Annotated in this window: 8 protein-coding genes; 1 reads left to right on the forward strand and 7 read right to left on the reverse strand. The window is 35.6% G+C overall.

Annotated elements, in window-relative coordinates:
- Position 1: 1 nt before the first annotated feature.
- From ACFOOI_RS08525 to ACFOOI_RS08555, 7 genes are all read right to left on the reverse strand, one after another.
- Positions 2-2,395, reverse strand: a complete 2,394-nt coding sequence (locus ACFOOI_RS08525; RefSeq protein ID WP_379837033.1) for a TonB-dependent receptor — start codon at positions 2,393-2,395, stop codon at positions 2-4.
- A 7-nt stretch (positions 2,396-2,402) separates the two neighbouring features.
- The gene (locus ACFOOI_RS08530; protein WP_379837035.1) at positions 2,403-3,551 is read right to left on the reverse strand and encodes a DUF4249 domain-containing protein; all 1,149 of its coding nucleotides are present in this window, start codon (positions 3,549-3,551) and stop codon (positions 2,403-2,405) included.
- A 52-nt stretch (positions 3,552-3,603) separates the two neighbouring features.
- Positions 3,604-6,909 carry a VCBS repeat-containing protein gene (locus ACFOOI_RS08535; protein WP_379837037.1) on the reverse strand — a complete coding sequence of 1,102 codons (3,306 nt, stop codon included), beginning with the start codon at positions 6,907-6,909 and terminating at the stop codon, positions 3,604-3,606.
- A 112-nt stretch (positions 6,910-7,021) separates the two neighbouring features.
- Complete coding sequence (locus ACFOOI_RS08540) at positions 7,022-8,713, reverse strand: RagB/SusD family nutrient uptake outer membrane protein (RefSeq protein WP_379837039.1); 1,692 nt, start codon at positions 8,711-8,713, stop codon at positions 7,022-7,024.
- Between the two features lie 22 nt (positions 8,714-8,735).
- The gene (locus tag ACFOOI_RS08545; RefSeq protein WP_379837041.1) at positions 8,736-11,927 is read right to left on the reverse strand and encodes a SusC/RagA family TonB-linked outer membrane protein; all 3,192 of its coding nucleotides are present in this window, start codon (positions 11,925-11,927) and stop codon (positions 8,736-8,738) included.
- A gap of 304 nt (positions 11,928-12,231) precedes the next feature.
- Positions 12,232-13,917 carry a lamin tail domain-containing protein gene (locus ACFOOI_RS08550; protein ID WP_379837043.1) on the reverse strand — a complete coding sequence of 562 codons (1,686 nt, stop codon included), beginning with the start codon at positions 13,915-13,917 and terminating at the stop codon, positions 12,232-12,234.
- Between the two features lie 16 nt (positions 13,918-13,933).
- On the reverse strand, positions 13,934-14,173 hold the full coding sequence (locus ACFOOI_RS08555) for a hypothetical protein (protein ID WP_379837045.1): 240 nt from the start codon (positions 14,171-14,173) through the stop codon (positions 13,934-13,936).
- A 298-nt stretch (positions 14,174-14,471) separates the two neighbouring features.
- Between ACFOOI_RS08555 and ACFOOI_RS08560 the strand changes: the two genes are divergently transcribed.
- Positions 14,472-16,628, forward strand: a complete 2,157-nt coding sequence (locus ACFOOI_RS08560; RefSeq protein ID WP_379837047.1) for a T9SS type B sorting domain-containing protein — start codon at positions 14,472-14,474, stop codon at positions 16,626-16,628.
- Position 16,629 lies beyond the last annotated feature (1 nt).

The raw sequence follows: 16,629 nt of genomic DNA on the forward strand, positions 1-16,629 counted from the left end.
TTTAATTTATTGAAAACTTATATGCTAAAGATGGAATTGGCGAACCAAAAATGATCAACTTGTAGGGATTTAGCACTTGGTTTTCTGCTCTATAAAATATTGAATATGCATTTTTAGCTCCGTAAAGGTTATAAACCGAAAACGCCCAATTTCCTTTAAATTTTTTCTTTGGATCCATTTTTGGGTTATAAATATTCCAAGCAAAATCTAACCTGTGATAGGCAGGAATTCGTTGATTGTTTCTATCTGAATAATACGGAAATAAGTTATTGTTGTATTGCACATATCCTTGAGGCGAGGTAAATGGTCTACCCGTAGAATATGTAAAATTAAACGAAAAGTCATGATGAAGGCCCTGCCCAATGACCAATGATGCATTAAAAGTATGCGGTCTGTCGTAGTTTGCTGGGTAATAAGCTCCATTATTAACCATTTCGCTATTTAGGTTCCCTTGTTTTACTTGATTTAGTGACCTGGCGTAGGTGTAATTTATCCAGCCGGTTGTTACTCCTTTTTCTTTAGCAGCCATCAATTCTATCCCGTATGATTTATTGACACCTTGCAGAAGTTCAGTCTCAGGGAAATTCTTCAAGAAGAAATCTGAACCCGGTTTATAATCAATAATAGCTTTGGTATTCCTTTGATATACCTCAAAACCTACCTGGAACTTACCTTCGGAAAGGTCTTTGCTAATGCCCGCAGTTAGCAATTGACTCACCTGAGGTCTAATGTTAGCATCCGAAAGTTTCCATCTTGAGGTGGGCAGTGGCGTAGTAGTATTAGAAATTTGTTGCAAATACTGTCTCGAAAGGTTATAACCAAACTTTAGATTTGTTTGCGGGTTTAGCTCATATTTTAATCCAAAACGTGGCTCAAAACCTCCATAGCTTTTTGCAACTTGATTTTTAGAAAAATTAGCTAAAGAAACTACGCTGCTCTCTGATTTTGGCAAATTAGCATCATAAGTTCTAACTTCGCTTGGCCCTAAATTCATAAAATAAGAATACCTTAAGCCTCCCGAAACTATAAGTTTTTGACCAATAGCTATTTCGTCTTGAATAAATAAACCACTCTCTAAGCCAAATTCTTTTTGGGTTTCTTTGGGTTGAATAGACGTACTTTGGTTTGGATTAAGCACTCCTGGATTAATATCATATTTAACTACATCTACCCCACCTTCGAAAGTATGATTATTTACAATCTGCCTGTAAGATGATTTAAATTGATTGTAAACTATTCCTTGTGAAATCTTAACTTTATTTTCAGAATTAACCTCAGGTAAAATAATATCTGGTTTGTAATTTGAATTTACATAAATGGTCTCTAAGAACCCTTTTTTGCCAATAGCAGAACTCCACTTGGCAGTTAGGTTTATGGTTTTATATCTAAATTGGGTTGCCGAAGAATTTATACCACTAAAAGTGCCTAACAGATCGGTTTGGAACTTATCATAACTCTGATAGTTTGAGATTGAAAATGTATTTTTATCGTTTATTTTATAAAAAAGCTTAGCCGCTACATCTCCAAAATTAGATTTCATTTCTTTGAATTTCGGAGAAATTATTGGCAATACAAAATCATTAAACGAGGCTCTTCCTGACACCATCAAGCCCAATTTATCTTTTATAATTGGAATATCAGCACTCAGCTTTTCTGAAACTACACTGATACCACCATTCATTTTAAACTTTTTAAGATCAGGATTTCTCAGCGATATATCCAGCACAGAAGCTGATCTACCACCAAACTTTGCCGGAATATTCCCTTTGTACAATTGCAGATTTGAAATACCGTCTGATGGAAATGCAGAAAACAACCCAAACATATGCGATGGGTTAAAAATAGGTGCATTGTCTAACAATATTAAGTTTTGATCGGTAGTTCCTCCTCTAATATTTAAGCCATTTGCCGCTTCGCCTACACTGCTTACCCCTGGTAGCATTTGAAGTCCTTTCAAAATGTCAGTTTCTCCAAGTGCAGTAGGAAGTTTATTAACCGTTTTGATATTTAAGGTATTTACACCCAATAGTGGCTTTTTAAAGCCTTGGCTACCTTCCAATGAATTAATTATGACCTCGTCTAATTGGCTATCTTCTTTTTCCAATAATATCTCAATTTCTTTAAGATCACTTGAAGATAAAACTCTCGTAACTTTTGTGCTGTAGCCGATGTATTTGCACGTAATACGAACATCAGACTTATTTACTGTAAGATTAAACTTTCCGTCAGCATCGCTAATTTTTGATTTTTCTCCAGAATCAAAGAGCAAGGTTGCACCCGGAAGTGCTTCTTTTGTATCTGCGTCTTTAACAACCCCTGATACCTTAAATTGACCATATGAAAAGGTACTTAACCCTATCATGATAGCGTATATAAAAAATAAACTTTTTCTCATTTTAATATTAATTTATCCAGCCTTCGGGTTGTTGGTTAGTACGGGTTAATGAATTTACACATGGTGCCAAAGGTGGGCGTGTGGTATTAGGGCCAGCAGGTTCTAGCTTAAGTTCTCTTCCTCCAAAAAGTCCGAGTGGACTTACTTTCGCTTCGTAAGCATCGGCTTTATCTAACCAATATTTAAATTTTGATTTACCCGCTACCACAAAAAAACCAGAGGTATTGATACTTGGATCTGTCAAACATTTGATATTCCCTGTTAACTGAGCCGGAGGGGTATCTGCCAAACCACCCGTTTGAACTCCCTGCTGAAGACTAAGATTTATGAAGTCATATGCTGTTCTTGAAATGGAATATTGACTCATTTCAACCAATGCTCCCGAAAAGGTGTACACCGGTATTTTTCCTACATATTGAGACTTTAGCGTGCCTCCATTATAAAATTCGTCACGGCTTATGAAAAGATCAGAAGATCTCACAATGTCCCAACAGTTACCTGTACAGTTATAGTCAAAAATATTGTTATATCTTTTCAAAATTGCATCCTCTACACAGCTGCCAAGTGGAGCTGGAGTAGTGTAATAGTATGAACCCGTACAAGTTTTACAAACACTTTGTCTTTCATAAATAGTCCACCCCCACATATACTGGTTGGCTTGACTGGCCGGGTCATCTACATCTACAAAAAGCTTATAACCAGCTCTGCCATTTCCTTGAGCGTCGGTTATTAATTTATCTACCAGTTGATGAGACACTTTCTTGATGCCAACAGCAACTGGCAGTGCCTCCTCTGTGGATTCATACATATTGCCATCAGCAGTAGTAAATTGAAGTTTATATTTTTTACCAATTTCGCCTTTAAACGTTGGGTCTAAATAGTATTCTCCCTCTGTTTTTTCATTTAAAGGTATCTTTGATTCACCATTAACTAAAAGGTTAACCACCGCCCCTTTTATGGGCAATAATCTACTACTTCCAGTTTCAGAAGGTACAGACTCTTTTAATAATATCGGTGTGGTAGCATAATCATTGGTAATTAAACCCTCAACTATTATTATATTACTCGAAGTCTTAAATGTTTTTTCATAAGGCTCTATACAAGAAACCATACCTAGCAAAATCAAGTATGCCAGTGCTTTTATTGTTTTTTTCATTAATTTTCATTTTACTATTTAACCTATGTATCCCAACTCACAAATAGCAACTTTACAATTGCTTCCCACCGTTTTTCTTATCAAAAACCAACATACTCGCGTTATTTCTTGAAATCAAAAGTTTGTCGCCAAACCAATTAGCATCCCTCACTTCACCCATTGCATTTAACCCCGAAGAATAGGCATTTACGAATCTAAATTTACCCGCTCCTTCACCCTTAAAATATCCTCCTTTAAGGCCATCGAGTCTACCAACTTCAGGTTTTAACCTGTAAAAATTCCCGCCTAAATAAAAATCTTTGATGCCATCGCCGTCAATATCAGAAACGGCAAACGTATAAACCGGCGAAAGCTGAGCCTCTAAAGGCAGTGGCATTAGATTTAAATTGCCGTTGTCATTTATCAAAACCGACGAACTAAAGTTCTCAACTGAATGCTTTACTGCTGCCTTTAGTTTAGATTCTTCAAATAAATCTTTAACCGTAAGCTTTGCAAACTCCTGATATTTAACCGTATTCTTCTTTAAGCCTGGCATCTGAGCAGTTAAATCCATTTTACTAGCAAATGGATATGCTATATCATCTTTCGAGGTATACCATTCCAAAATTGTATCTGGTCTTTTATTATCATCAAAGTCATATACGTAGGCATTAAATGGCTTTTGTGTACTAGCTTTAAACTTCATGTTTAAACCCCAGTTTCCTAACAAATAGTCAATATCACCGTCATTATCAATATCCGTGGCTTCTACTGTATTCCACCATCCTTTGCTCAAAGGCAAAATAGAAGGATTTGAAAAATACCCATTTTGATTGATAAAAACAGTTACGGGCATCCACTCTCCCACCACCATAAGGTCAGGAAACTTATCGTTATTAATATCTGACCAAACAGCATCAGACACCATTCCTATTGGCCCTGTAAATTCATTGGTGATATCTTCCCAGTTTCCACTTCCATTGTTTTTCAACACATAACTTCTTGGAATCAGACCATAGGCACCCGGTACTCCTCTTGCTCCTACAAACAAATCAAAATCTCCATCTAAATCAAAATCAGCAGGACTTATAGTACTAATTTGACCCGTTATATTGAAAGGGTTTATAGCCTTTAGAGAAAAATTTCCTTTTCCATCATTTTCATAGTATTCAGCCTTGAAGTTTTCAGGACCTTCTTTAAACTGATTCCCTCCCATTCCGACCAAAAAGTCTAAATCCTTGTCGCCATCCGCATCAAATAACGCTCCAGCAGTACTTTCTCTTTTTTTATGAAAATCAAATGCTGGTTGCGTTTTTTCTACAAAGCCATTTCCAGTATTAATAAATAATTTATCGGTATATCCATGTGATTGTAGCAAAATGAAATCTTCTTTGCCGTCGCCATTTACGTCTCCTTTCACCATTTTTGGTCCTTCAGTAGACATAGCATGCGGCATCAATCTTTCAAAGTCGAAATCTACATACGGGTTTTCTTGGTGCGTAGCCGTGTTGGGAAGCGTTTTAAAGTCGCTTTCTACTACATATTGCGTCGGCTTATTTTGTGGCAAATAACCACCCTTACTAGCTTTTGATATTTCTAAAACATGATTTTTATCCGCGGTAGGATTCAAAATTAGCTGCGAACGCATATCAGGCCAAACCACCCTTACAGAATCAATCTGCGTATTTTCTCCTAAACCAAAAGAAATCTCGGGTGCACTCGCACTTTGAAAACCTCTGGCATTCATGTTGTGCTGTACTTGCAAAGCACCGTTTTGGTAAAGCCAAATACTTGCACCAATTCCGAATCTGTTTTTATCTTCTCCTTTAAATGAAAATTTTATGTAGTGTTTTTTCTTGTTATCTAAAGCATTGTTTTTGTAGACAAAGGCCTCCATATTTACATTGCTAACCACCAAATCAAGGTCACCGTCATTGTCGAGGTCACCATAGGCTGCTCCGTTACTAAATGATTCCTGATCTAGATTTAAATCCCCTGAAAGGTTATCAAACTCTGGAATAAACGAATTGCTCTTATTAATAAAAGCATAATTCTTTTGTTTGTTTGGAGGCAAAAATTTCACGAAATCTCTAAAATCATACTTACCGCTTTTGGTAACTACTTTTTCTATTTCATCTTTATCTGCAATAAAGTCGGCAAAATCAGAATCTGTGATATCATGAAAAACGCCATTGCTAACAAAGATATCTTTTTTCCCATCAAGATTCATATCAAAAATCAGTGCTCCCCACGACCAATCAGTGGCCGCAATATTTGATATTTGAGAAGATTCAATAAATTTTCCGTCTGCTTGGTTAATCTGCAAACAGTTTTGTGTGTATTGATAATAGTAACTGTTTCTAAACTTTAAGTCGTATAAATAATATTCATCAAATTTGGTGGCTGCTTTAAGTCTGTAATTGTCCGGCGGTAGCATATCGGTACTGAAAATATCTAAAAGACCGTCGTTATTTAAATCTGCAATATCTGAACCCATACTCGCCAATGAAGTATATTCCATGGCATCTGTAAGGGACTCTTTAAATGTTCCATTTTTTTGGTTGATGTACAGATAATCTCTTTCCCAAAAGTCATTTGATATATATAAATCTGGATAAAAATCACCGTTGACATCTCCTACCGAAATCCCAAGACCAAAACCGACATCTGAGGAGTAAATACCGGCGTCTTTGGTTACATTTACAAATTTATTGTCTCTATTTTCATATAGCCTGTCGCCTCCTAATGCCTCAGCGTCAAAAGTATTTCTAGTGGATAATGTGATCCTCTCAGGGTCTTTGTAGCTGTTATTTAAAACGTAACAATCTAAATCGCCGTCAAGGTCATAATCAAAAAATGAAGCGTGTGTAGTTAGTCCATTATCATCTAATCCATATTCCGCTGCCTTTTCTGTAAATGTATTGTCTTTGTTGTTTATGTAGAGTTCGTTGCCTTTGTTTTCCTTTTTGTCATCACCTGAGTAGCATACATAAATATCTAAAAAACCATCAGCATTGACATCTGCCATGGTTACACCTGTGCACCACGAATCTTTCCCTTTTGTTTTAGACTTAACCGTAATGTCTTCAAACTTCAAATCACCTTTGTTTAGATAAAGCTTATTATCTCCCATATTAGAAGTAAAATAAACATCATCTAGCCCATCGTTATTGATATCACCAATAGCAACCCCACCTCCATTATAATAGTTTCTGTATGTAAGTACATTAAAATTTTCTCTATCCTCCACTAAGTTAACAAAATCAATACCCGACGATTTTGAATCAATTAGATCAAAACCCTCTTGGTTTGAACTATTTTTTGATTTACAAGAAATAAAAAACAAGAATAGAATGAAAACAGAAAATCTAGCAATCATATTATTGAAAGATAAAGGGCAGTTTTATAGATCAGAATTAGAACTTAAAAAAACAAGGGTAGGAATATCCTACCCTTGCATGTACAAAAATATTAAAAATAACTTCAATTAATTAATATCCGTCATTTTGTTTTAGCTTACCAGATGCTCTACTGATTTCAGTAGCTGGAATAGGGAAAGCGTAATTTTTAGCTGTTGGCTTTTGTGCTTGCAAAAGAACCGGAATAAGTTTCGCCTCTCTTACTGAATAATCAGAAATTGTTGCTTCTAAAATACCCCATCTTTGCAAGTCAAATATACGGTGACCTTCTGTAGCAAGTTCAAGCTTACGCTCTAATCTTACGGCATCACGAGCCACGTCTTTGTTTGTCCAAGCAGCATCATAGATACCTACATTGTACTTAGCCCAAGTGATTTCAGCGGCGTTCATAGCTACTTTAGGCGACGAACTACCTTGAGCACAGTTACCAGCACGTTTTCTAATTAAGTTAACATACTCTCTAGCTTTTTCTAAAGAACCAGCCTCCACTTCACATTCAGCAGCCATAAGCAATACATCTGAATAACGCATAAGCTCAACATTCAAAGCAGACAACTGAGCACCTGACCAAGAACCTGAAAGCGTAGAAGCAGTTTTGCTATGTGCATTTTTCTTTGGAGAATACCATCCCATGTATCCTTGTCCTCTAACCCAGCTATCTTTGTGTACACCCCAGTCAAGGTAAGGAACGTTAGTACGACCAATAGTATAATCTAATCTTGGGTCTACTAAATCAGTTGAAGTGTTTGTCAATCTACTTAGAGCAACACCTTTACTAGAGATAGGTAAACCTTTGCTATCTACTTTAAATGAATATGCAAGATCAAATGATGGAGTTTTGAATCCACAACATCCGTAAGGGCTATCACCATGAGGTAATGCTAAACGTTCACCAAAGTTAGAGTTACCACCGTCACCGTCACCGTCGTTTACTGAATTCTGTACCGCAAAAATTGATTCTGCGTTGTTATCTCCTTCAATAGAGAAGTTGTCATAAAAACAGTCAGACAGTTTATATTTTCCAGAAGAAATTACTGTATTAAATGCTGCTAATGCACCTGCATAGTCTTTGTTATAAAGCTTAGCTTTTCCTAAATAAGCAGTAGCTACTGTTTTATCAGCTCTACCAACAGACTCTTTGTTAGCAGGTAGTAAACCAATTGCTTTCTCTAAGTCAGCAATTATCAAAGGAAGCATTGGCTTATCGTTCGCTTTTTTAAAGTCAGTATCAGACTCTAAATAATAAGGAGCGTTTTTCCAAACTTTGTAAGCTTCAAAGTGATAATATGCACGTAAAAAAGTAGCTTGACCTATTACTGAATTAACAAATTTAGTATCAGCTGGATTATTTTTCAAATAGTCATTTGCTGTATTGATGGCCGAATTGGCTCTAACAACACCTTCGTAAGTTGCAATCCATTTTGATCTGATATCGCCATCAGATGGGTTCCACTGATACAACTCAAATGCAAGCTGTGAATCGCCATCACCAGGCTCAGATCCTTTATGAAATTCGTCAGATGCAATGTTAAACACCCAGTTAGAAGGAGCAGTACCCCAAGCAGTTTCGTTCCAGTTACCAGTCCATCCTACTAAACCTTTGTATGCAGAAATCAAAGTTGAGTTTACTCCATTTTGATTTGAAGCAAGGGTTGAGTTTGAAAGAGATGCCTGTGGCGGAGTGTCCAAAAATGAATCTTTACACGCGTAAAGCCCTGTTGTGAGCACTACCGCGGTTAATGATATTTTTATTAAGTTTTTCATTTTTATGTAATATTTTTTTTAATTAAAATTCAAGTGATACACCAACGTTCACCATCTTGTTTGATGGATAGTTACCATTATCAACTCCCATACTTGTATCATTGTATTGACCTGAATTACCAATGTTTGCGTTAGATATCGCAGGGTCAGTACCTATGTATTTCGTGATTGTTAATAGGTTTTGTCCTTGAACATAAACTCTTGCATTTGACATTCCAAGTTTCTTAACTAAATCATTAGAAAGGTTATAGCTTAACTGTAAGTTATTCAGACGTAAATAAGAACCTTTCTGAATATAGAAGCTAGATGAGTTACGAGAAGAAGCATCCAATTGGTTGATTTTTGGATAGTTTCCAGTTCCTTCTTTCTCTAAGATATCGTTCAATACGTTAGAGTTAAAGTTCATGAAATAAGATTGAATCCAATATCCAGTAAAGATATCGTTACCCAATGATCCAAATACGAATGCACTTAAATCGAAGTTTTTGTAATTAACAGCTAAGTTAACACCACCAGTAAGTTTTGGATGCGGATTACCAATGATCGTGATATCATCAGAGTTTACTTTTCCATCTCCATTAATATCCTTAAACTTCAATCCACCGATATACGCAGCACCTGTACCTGATTGAGCAGCTACTTCAGCTTCTGTTTTAAGTAAACCATCAACTACGTATCCATTGAATGAAGAAATTGGATATCCAACTTTGTTTATGATTGAGATACTACCGTTTGGTAAACGACCGTTTAGACCACCTGAACCGTCAGAATAGAAGAAGTCGTTGTCACCTGAAACGCTTTTTACAGTGTTTTTGTAGTGTGACAAGTTAACTGAAGCATTAAAGCCTAAATCGTTGTTAACTTTCTTTCTGTATGAAATCGAAAGGTCAAAACCTTTATTTTCCATTGCACCTACGTTAACAAACGGAGGCGAAGAAGAACCTGCTGTCCCTGGAAGTTGAGGGTTAAATAATAAGTTATTAGTAGATCTGGTGTATACATCTAAAACAACATTAATTGCATTGTTAAACAAAGAAGCGTCAAAACCTATGTTTTTGTTTATTGACGACTCCCAAACTGTTCCAGCATTACCTCTTGATCTTAAAGCATAACCTGTTGAAGGGCTTGAGTTTGTTCCGTTGATATCATAGAAAGTACTACCAACTGAACCACCGTAGATACTTGCAAAGTTGTAATCTCTCAACTGTTGGTTACCTAGTTCACCATACGATGCTCTAAGTTTCAAGTCAGATAACCATGTAAGATCTTGCATAAAGCTTTCTTGAGAAATTCTCCATCCAGCAGAGAATGCCGGGAATATACCGTATCTCACATCAGATAAGAATCTTGAAGATCCATCTCTACGAACTGTAGCAGAAAGGATATATTTGTCATTAAAGCTGTAATCCACTTTAGTGAAGTAAGAAGATAAACGTGACTCACCACCGCTAGAGTTAACCGATCTTGATGCAGGATCCGCAAGTGCAGTTTGTAAATACCATGCGTTAATATCCGTAACGAAGAAGTTTGCAAGTGAACCTGAAATACTTCTACCTTTACTAGCAACTGCCTCTTGACCAACTAAAACACCTACGTTATGCTCACCAAAAGCTTTGTTGTATTGTAATGTATTTGTCCAGTTCCAAGAATAGTTTTGGTTCCAGTTTTCATTAAATGAGTTAGCAGTCTTGTTACCCTCTACTCTGTAAGGTTGTGGATATGTAAAACCTCTGCTCCATCCATTTCCTAAATCACTACCAAAGTTTGTTCTAGCTTTTAAGCCCGATATGATATCAAACTCAGCATAAATGTTACCCAATAGTCTTCTGTAGGTATTATTGTTGTTTTTGTTATCAATTAATCTTTGAGTAGGGTTTGTAAAGTTACCTGTCTGTGCAGTCAAGTGACCACCGGGACCTCCGTTAATATCATATACTGGTACAACTGGAGTTGCTTTGATCAATTCTCCTAAAATACCACCTTCGTTGTTATTACCACCTGATGAACCAATACCTACACCATAGTTACCCGCATACATTAGGTTTTCGCCGATTTTTAATCTTTTCCCTATTTTGTGGCTTGAGTTGGCACGGATAGTTCCACGATTAAACACTGTATGGTTCAAAATACCTTCTTGGCTTAAAAATGATGCTGAAACGTTAAATACAGACACTTCATTTCCTCCTGAAAGGTTAATGCTGTGATCATGTACTTGAGCTATTCTTGTCATTTCATCCCACCAGTTAGTACCTGCTTGGTTTGTCAAACTGATTTGGTTTGTCAATGGATCGTATGTATTCAAATCCACTGAGTTAGCCATTGGCTGAATGTACGTAGTCAATTTACCTGGAGTTTGAGCAAATGCAGGAACTGCAGTTGGATCGTTACCAAACTTACGTCTCATTGCTTCAGCATAATATTCTGAAGACGTATTCAATACTTTGTCATAACCTTTTACAGCTGTAGCGAAACCGATTGAACCGTTGTAAGTCAATTTTGCTTTTCCTGACTTACCTTGTTTTGTTGTGATTACAATTACACCATTCGATGCTCTTGATCCATAGATAGAGGCTGCAGAAGCATCTTTCAAAACCTGCATAGTCTCGATATCATTTGGATTGATTGTGTTCTGGTATTTATCCAAAACTGGAACTCCATCAATTACATATAAAGGATCATTTGAAGTAAATGAACTTATACCACGAATACGAACGTTGGTGGCATCACCAGGAGATCCTGATGTAGAAACCGTAAGACCAGTAGCTCTACCTGCAAGGTTCTGAATAAATGAACTTGATTTTACTCCTTTCAATTCATCCGAATTTACAATAGTTACAGCTCCTGTGATATCTTTCTTTCTTAATTGCTGATATCCAGTAATTACAATCTCTTGTAGAGCTTGTGCATCTGTCAAAAGCGAAACATTAAGGATTGATTGATTTCCAAGAACAATTTCTTGAGACTTGTATCCAACGAAACTGAATACCAATGTAGACCCACTGTTAGCCTCGATTGAATAATTACCATCTGGATCCGTTGCCGTTCCTTTGGTAGTGCCTTTTACTAATACTGTAGCCCCAGGAACAGGAACACCATCTCCTGCGTCTACTACCTTCCCACTAATTTTCCTTGCTTGAGCAAATGCAGAAGTTGACCATGTGGCCGCACTGAGCATTACTACCAAGAAGGCTCTCAAATAAAGTTTTACTTTCATAGAACTTGTTGGTTAAAATGATTAAATAAAGATTGAAATCTTCAAACTTATTGTTTGAATAGTGCAAGATAATATTAAAAAATGAATTGTTAATATAACAATTAAAAAAAAATGCACTTTTATTAGAAAAAAAGTGATTTAACTTAAAAATGAATGATTTAAGAAATAAAAATTAAGACTTTTTTAATTTGACAATTAATAAATTATTTTAATAAATAAAAAATAATCCTAATTCAAATCAATATTTTCATAGATTAATAGTAAAAAATTTATTACTATTTTAGCATGTATTTGATTGTAGAATCTATAATGAGCCCAACACTACTTTTGAAAAATAAGTAGTAATATTATTACGTGTAAGTTTTGTGATTTTCGCCAGATAGTATCCGACAGGAAGTAGTTGACCCGCGTTATTTTTTCCATCCCAAACAAAGGCACCTTTGGTGGACAATAATGCTGACTTGGCTAAAGATTTAACTAATACGCCATTTTTGTCGAAAATCTCAACTGTTGCTTGTCCTCCAGGCTCGGCAAGTACATAGGTAAGATTTGCAACTTCATTTCCAATACCATTATGAGGATTAAATATAGGGGGCTCAAAAACAAAGCTATCTTTACTAACATTGATTGAATCTGCCTTTTGAGAATTTTCAAAACCAGGAGTTGCAAAATTAAATTGGGCAGAACTTGAAAGCCAATTACCAGGAAAGTTAGTTGGACTAAAAAATGAAGCTCTTTCTAATGAAACACCTTTCGGATTTTTTATCATTATATTATGTAAAGATTCCGAATAGTCTAACTCATCCATTATTTCTTTGCTGGCATTCATCAAAATCACCGAGCCTGCATCTAAATTATAGGCAGGCAAACTCGCTATCTCAATAATATTCTCTTTCCCGATTCCAGAATAAGTAGAAAGCAATTCGTTTTTGTTTGTGGTAAAGGCTAAATATGATTTTGGATTTAAATACAAATCTGAAGTACTAAGTGTTTTTGTACTCGATATTTCGCCTAGGTTATTTTTATTTGCCAAATACCAATTTTTAAGATTTAGTTTTTTGCTACTTACATTATATATTTCCACAAAATCATGATTTCCAGAAAAAGGATTAAATAAAACCTCCGACAATAAAACGTCGCCACTATCCGCCGGCACCAAATTAAAAAGTGAGATTTTGATGTCTTTTGCCAAATTCCCTACACAATCTTCAATACCGGAAATCTGAACTTCAAAAGAATCGTTTAACCGAATTTGATTTTTTAAATTTAGGGTAAGAGTCTTCCTTTCATATTTATCAAAAGAGATATCTTCCACTTGGTAGTATGAATCTGAAGAAACGAAACTTGAATTATCAATTGGTAGCTTTAACTTTTCATTGAAAAATAACTGCAAGTTTCTACCTCCTAAACTAAAACTATTTAATTTAGGCCCTTCCATATCTATTACTATAGATTGGTTCGAATTTACTTGCCCCGGCGTGCCGCCTAATGGGTTTACAGAAGACGACCAATTAGATTTTTCTAAACAAGGTTGATTCAAATCTTTCATTTCTAAAGAAACACCCTGGTCCAAACCTGGTGAATACCAAGAAAAATCATAATTTACAAAATGTGAAAGTGTTTTGTCCGCTTGTTCTAAGACTAATAAGGTCCCAGAATTTAAAAGCGAAAAATTTAAAAGGGGAATAACTTTGCCATAGGAGCTAAATTCAGACTCATATCCTTTGCGGCAAACAATTGCATATTCTGAGGGATTTAAAACAACATCTGGAAAAACAGCATTGGAACTGCTGTATCTTAAAGTATATCCGGATAATGAGATTACGGAGTTGGTATTGTTATAGATTTCGATAAACTCTTTTTCAGGGAGACCTTTGCTTGGTGTGGGATCGGCAAATATTTCGGTAATAAGAACGGAATTATTTTGGGCATTAGCTAATGATAGGTTAGCAAAAATCAGTACCCAAAATAAAACCTTAATATGAGTCATCAATAATTTCGAAAATTTACTTTGAAGCCTTTTTTTCTTCTTTCTTCCAAACCTTTGGCTCTTGCTTTTTTGTAGCTTTCAATGCTTTCTTCGCATTTTTATCTTCTTTCTTTTTAACTTTAATTATTTTCTTAGCAATAATTTTAGCAGCTTTTTGTACCGCTTTCTTTAAATCTTTTTTGTGTGCACCGATTGAGCCCAAAGATTCTAATTCCTTTGTTACTTCTACCTCGATTTGTTTGAGTTTATTTTTCATACTGAACTTATTTTATTTGTAATCACAAAGAATTAACAAAAAAGTAATATTAGCAAAAAATACGTGTTAAGTTTTTTATCACTTTCCAAAAAAAGGAAGATTTTGCTATTGAACAAAAATTAGACCAAAAACTTATTAAACGGGCACAAAGCCCTCATTTCTTCAAAGAACAAGGCTAATTCTCTCTTTTGATTACTTTAAATTAACCGCAATTTAGATATCAAAATCAGGCATGATTTTTGATTTATTATTATCATTCACAGTTATTGAGTTGGAATATAATAAGTTATCATAGAGCATGTCCTACAAAAATATATTAAATAGCATAATCGGTTTTACTGCACTAATGGTGTGCAGTCACATTGTTAATGCACAATATGTTACGCCTCCAAAGCCATCAATTTGCACACCTACAGGTAAGCCTGCGGGATACATAATTGCTGGTAAATTCTCATTAACACCCGGTGTAGCTTGTTATGACGGCAGTAACCCTTTATCCGTTGAGGCGGAAGTAATTAAAGACCCTAATTTCAATAATATTATTTTGGACAATCCAGTACTTTATACAAATATTGACAATAATTTTAATTTAACCACCGCGACTGGCACACCATTTCCAGCAAATAAAAAATTAAGTGTTGTACCACAAATTGGAATTAATTGGTATTTAGTAACTGGTGAAAAAAATGGTCAAAAATATTTAACTTGTCTAACACACAAGATGTTTAACACATTAGCACCAAAGGTAACTACTAAAATCTGCCCTGGCCAACCTGCCCAAATAACAATTGAGCCAGCATACGAAAACAGCTATGATAGATATCAAATAGATTGGGGAAATGGTAGTTTTGGACCTGAAATAAATACTGCTTCAGAAAGTTTACCTATTACGAGAGTCCAAAGCATTCTTTTACCATCATCTACTTCTCAAGTAACAGTTACTGGCAGGTACAACAATGGAGAGTGTCAAAATAGTATCAAAACTTTTCAAGCACCTGCTGCAGGAGCACAAGTACCTACGCTAATAACCACCTTAGAAGGTAAAAACTTAGGTGAAAGTGCTTTAATTACATTCAAAAACTCAATTCCTCAACCAGGAAAGGTATTTAAAATAGAAGGAAAAGTAGATGATGGACTAGGCGGCGGAACTTGGTCAGAATTGGCCGATGGCGTTAACGAAACTGCCACCCTAACTGGCTTAGATCCAACCAAAAGATATTGCTTCAGAACCAAAGTAATAAATACTTGTAATACCGCAGAGTATTCGAAAAATGAAATTTGCAGTATAAACCTCAAAGCAACGCTAAATAGTACCACAGAGGCGGACTTAAGATGGAACTTACCTACTTCTCCAGCTGGAATACCTCTAACATTAAAATTACAAAAAGACCAAGACGGATGTACCACATGCGGAAGCTCCCCACCATTGGCTACAAAAACTACTCTTAATTACACGGATAAATTTATTAATTGTACCAATAAATATAAATATTTTATCTCGGCAACCTATCAAAACATTGCTTTGGGAACAACTAGTTACCCAATAAAAGTGATTTCACCACAGATAACGGTAGACCCAAAATCTATGGCTACTTCAATAAAGCCTGATTACTTATTTAATGTATCTTATGATATAATAAATGACAAAGACGTTAAAGCCATTATTAATATCCCCACTAGTAGCAGTACTGGAGCGAATAAATACACATTTTTCAGAGCAGAAAATAATAGCCAAAATTTTATACAATTAACTACAACTAACGTCAATTCATATTTGGATGTATCTATTACCGATACAGAAAAAGCGTATTGTTATAAGTACAAAATTGAAGACCAATGTGGAATCACTTCTGATTTTTCAGACCCTGCTTGTACAATCCTTCTAACATCACAAACAAAGAATTTCGTTAACTGGACTCCTTATGAAATTCCAGCTTCTATGTTTACAAGTGCTACACCTCAAACTTATGATGTGGAACTATTTGATGAAGATGTGAATGCTTTCGTAGTAAAAGGAATTACAGGTGATTTAATTTACGATATTGCAAAAATTATAGAACTATCAAAATTTTCGGAAGTAAAATTCAGAGTAAGGGGTGTACAATATTATGACACAAAATACGGTAGTAACCAACAGACATATTCGTACTCAAACACTATAACCGTAAAAGTACCACCGGGCATATTTGCACCAAATGCATTTACTCCAAATGGAGATGGCAATAACGAGACTTTTAAAATATACACGAAATTCTTAGCAAGTGGTTCGTATACCATTTATGACAGATGGGGAGGCACTATTTTTAATGCCAATGCATTGACAGACGAATGGGATGGGTCAGAGAAAAATGGTGTAAATAAGGCTCCTGCTGGTGTATATAACTACGTTATTAAAGCTACGAGTGATACAGGAGACGCTGTTAAATTAGCAGGCTCTCTCCTACTATTGAGATGAT

Source organism: Lacihabitans lacunae (genome assembly GCF_042649125.1).
In the GTDB taxonomy this organism is placed as follows: domain Bacteria; phylum Bacteroidota; class Bacteroidia; order Cytophagales; family Spirosomataceae; genus Leadbetterella; species Leadbetterella lacunae.

Bases quoted from the DNA above. Each gene is read 5' to 3' on its own strand.
- ACFOOI_RS08550 (WP_379837043.1), bottom strand. From the start codon at position 13,917: ATGACTCATATTAAGGTTTTATTTTGGGTACTGATTTTTGCTAACCTA.
- ACFOOI_RS08555 (WP_379837045.1), bottom strand. From the start codon at position 14,173: ATGAAAAATAAACTCAAACAAATCGAGGTAGAAGTAACAAAGGAATTA.
- ACFOOI_RS08560 (WP_379837047.1), top strand. From the start codon at position 14,472: ATGTCCTACAAAAATATATTAAATAGCATAATCGGTTTTACTGCACTA.
- ACFOOI_RS08530 (WP_379837035.1), bottom strand. From the start codon at position 3,551: ATGAAAAAAACAATAAAAGCACTGGCATACTTGATTTTGCTAGGTATG.
- ACFOOI_RS08535 (WP_379837037.1), bottom strand. From the start codon at position 6,909: ATGATTGCTAGATTTTCTGTTTTCATTCTATTCTTGTTTTTTATTTCT.
- ACFOOI_RS08540 (WP_379837039.1), bottom strand. From the start codon at position 8,713: ATGAAAAACTTAATAAAAATATCATTAACCGCGGTAGTGCTCACAACA.
- ACFOOI_RS08525 (WP_379837033.1), bottom strand. From the start codon at position 2,395: ATGAGAAAAAGTTTATTTTTTATATACGCTATCATGATAGGGTTAAGT.
- ACFOOI_RS08545 (WP_379837041.1), bottom strand. From the start codon at position 11,927: ATGAAAGTAAAACTTTATTTGAGAGCCTTCTTGGTAGTAATGCTCAGT.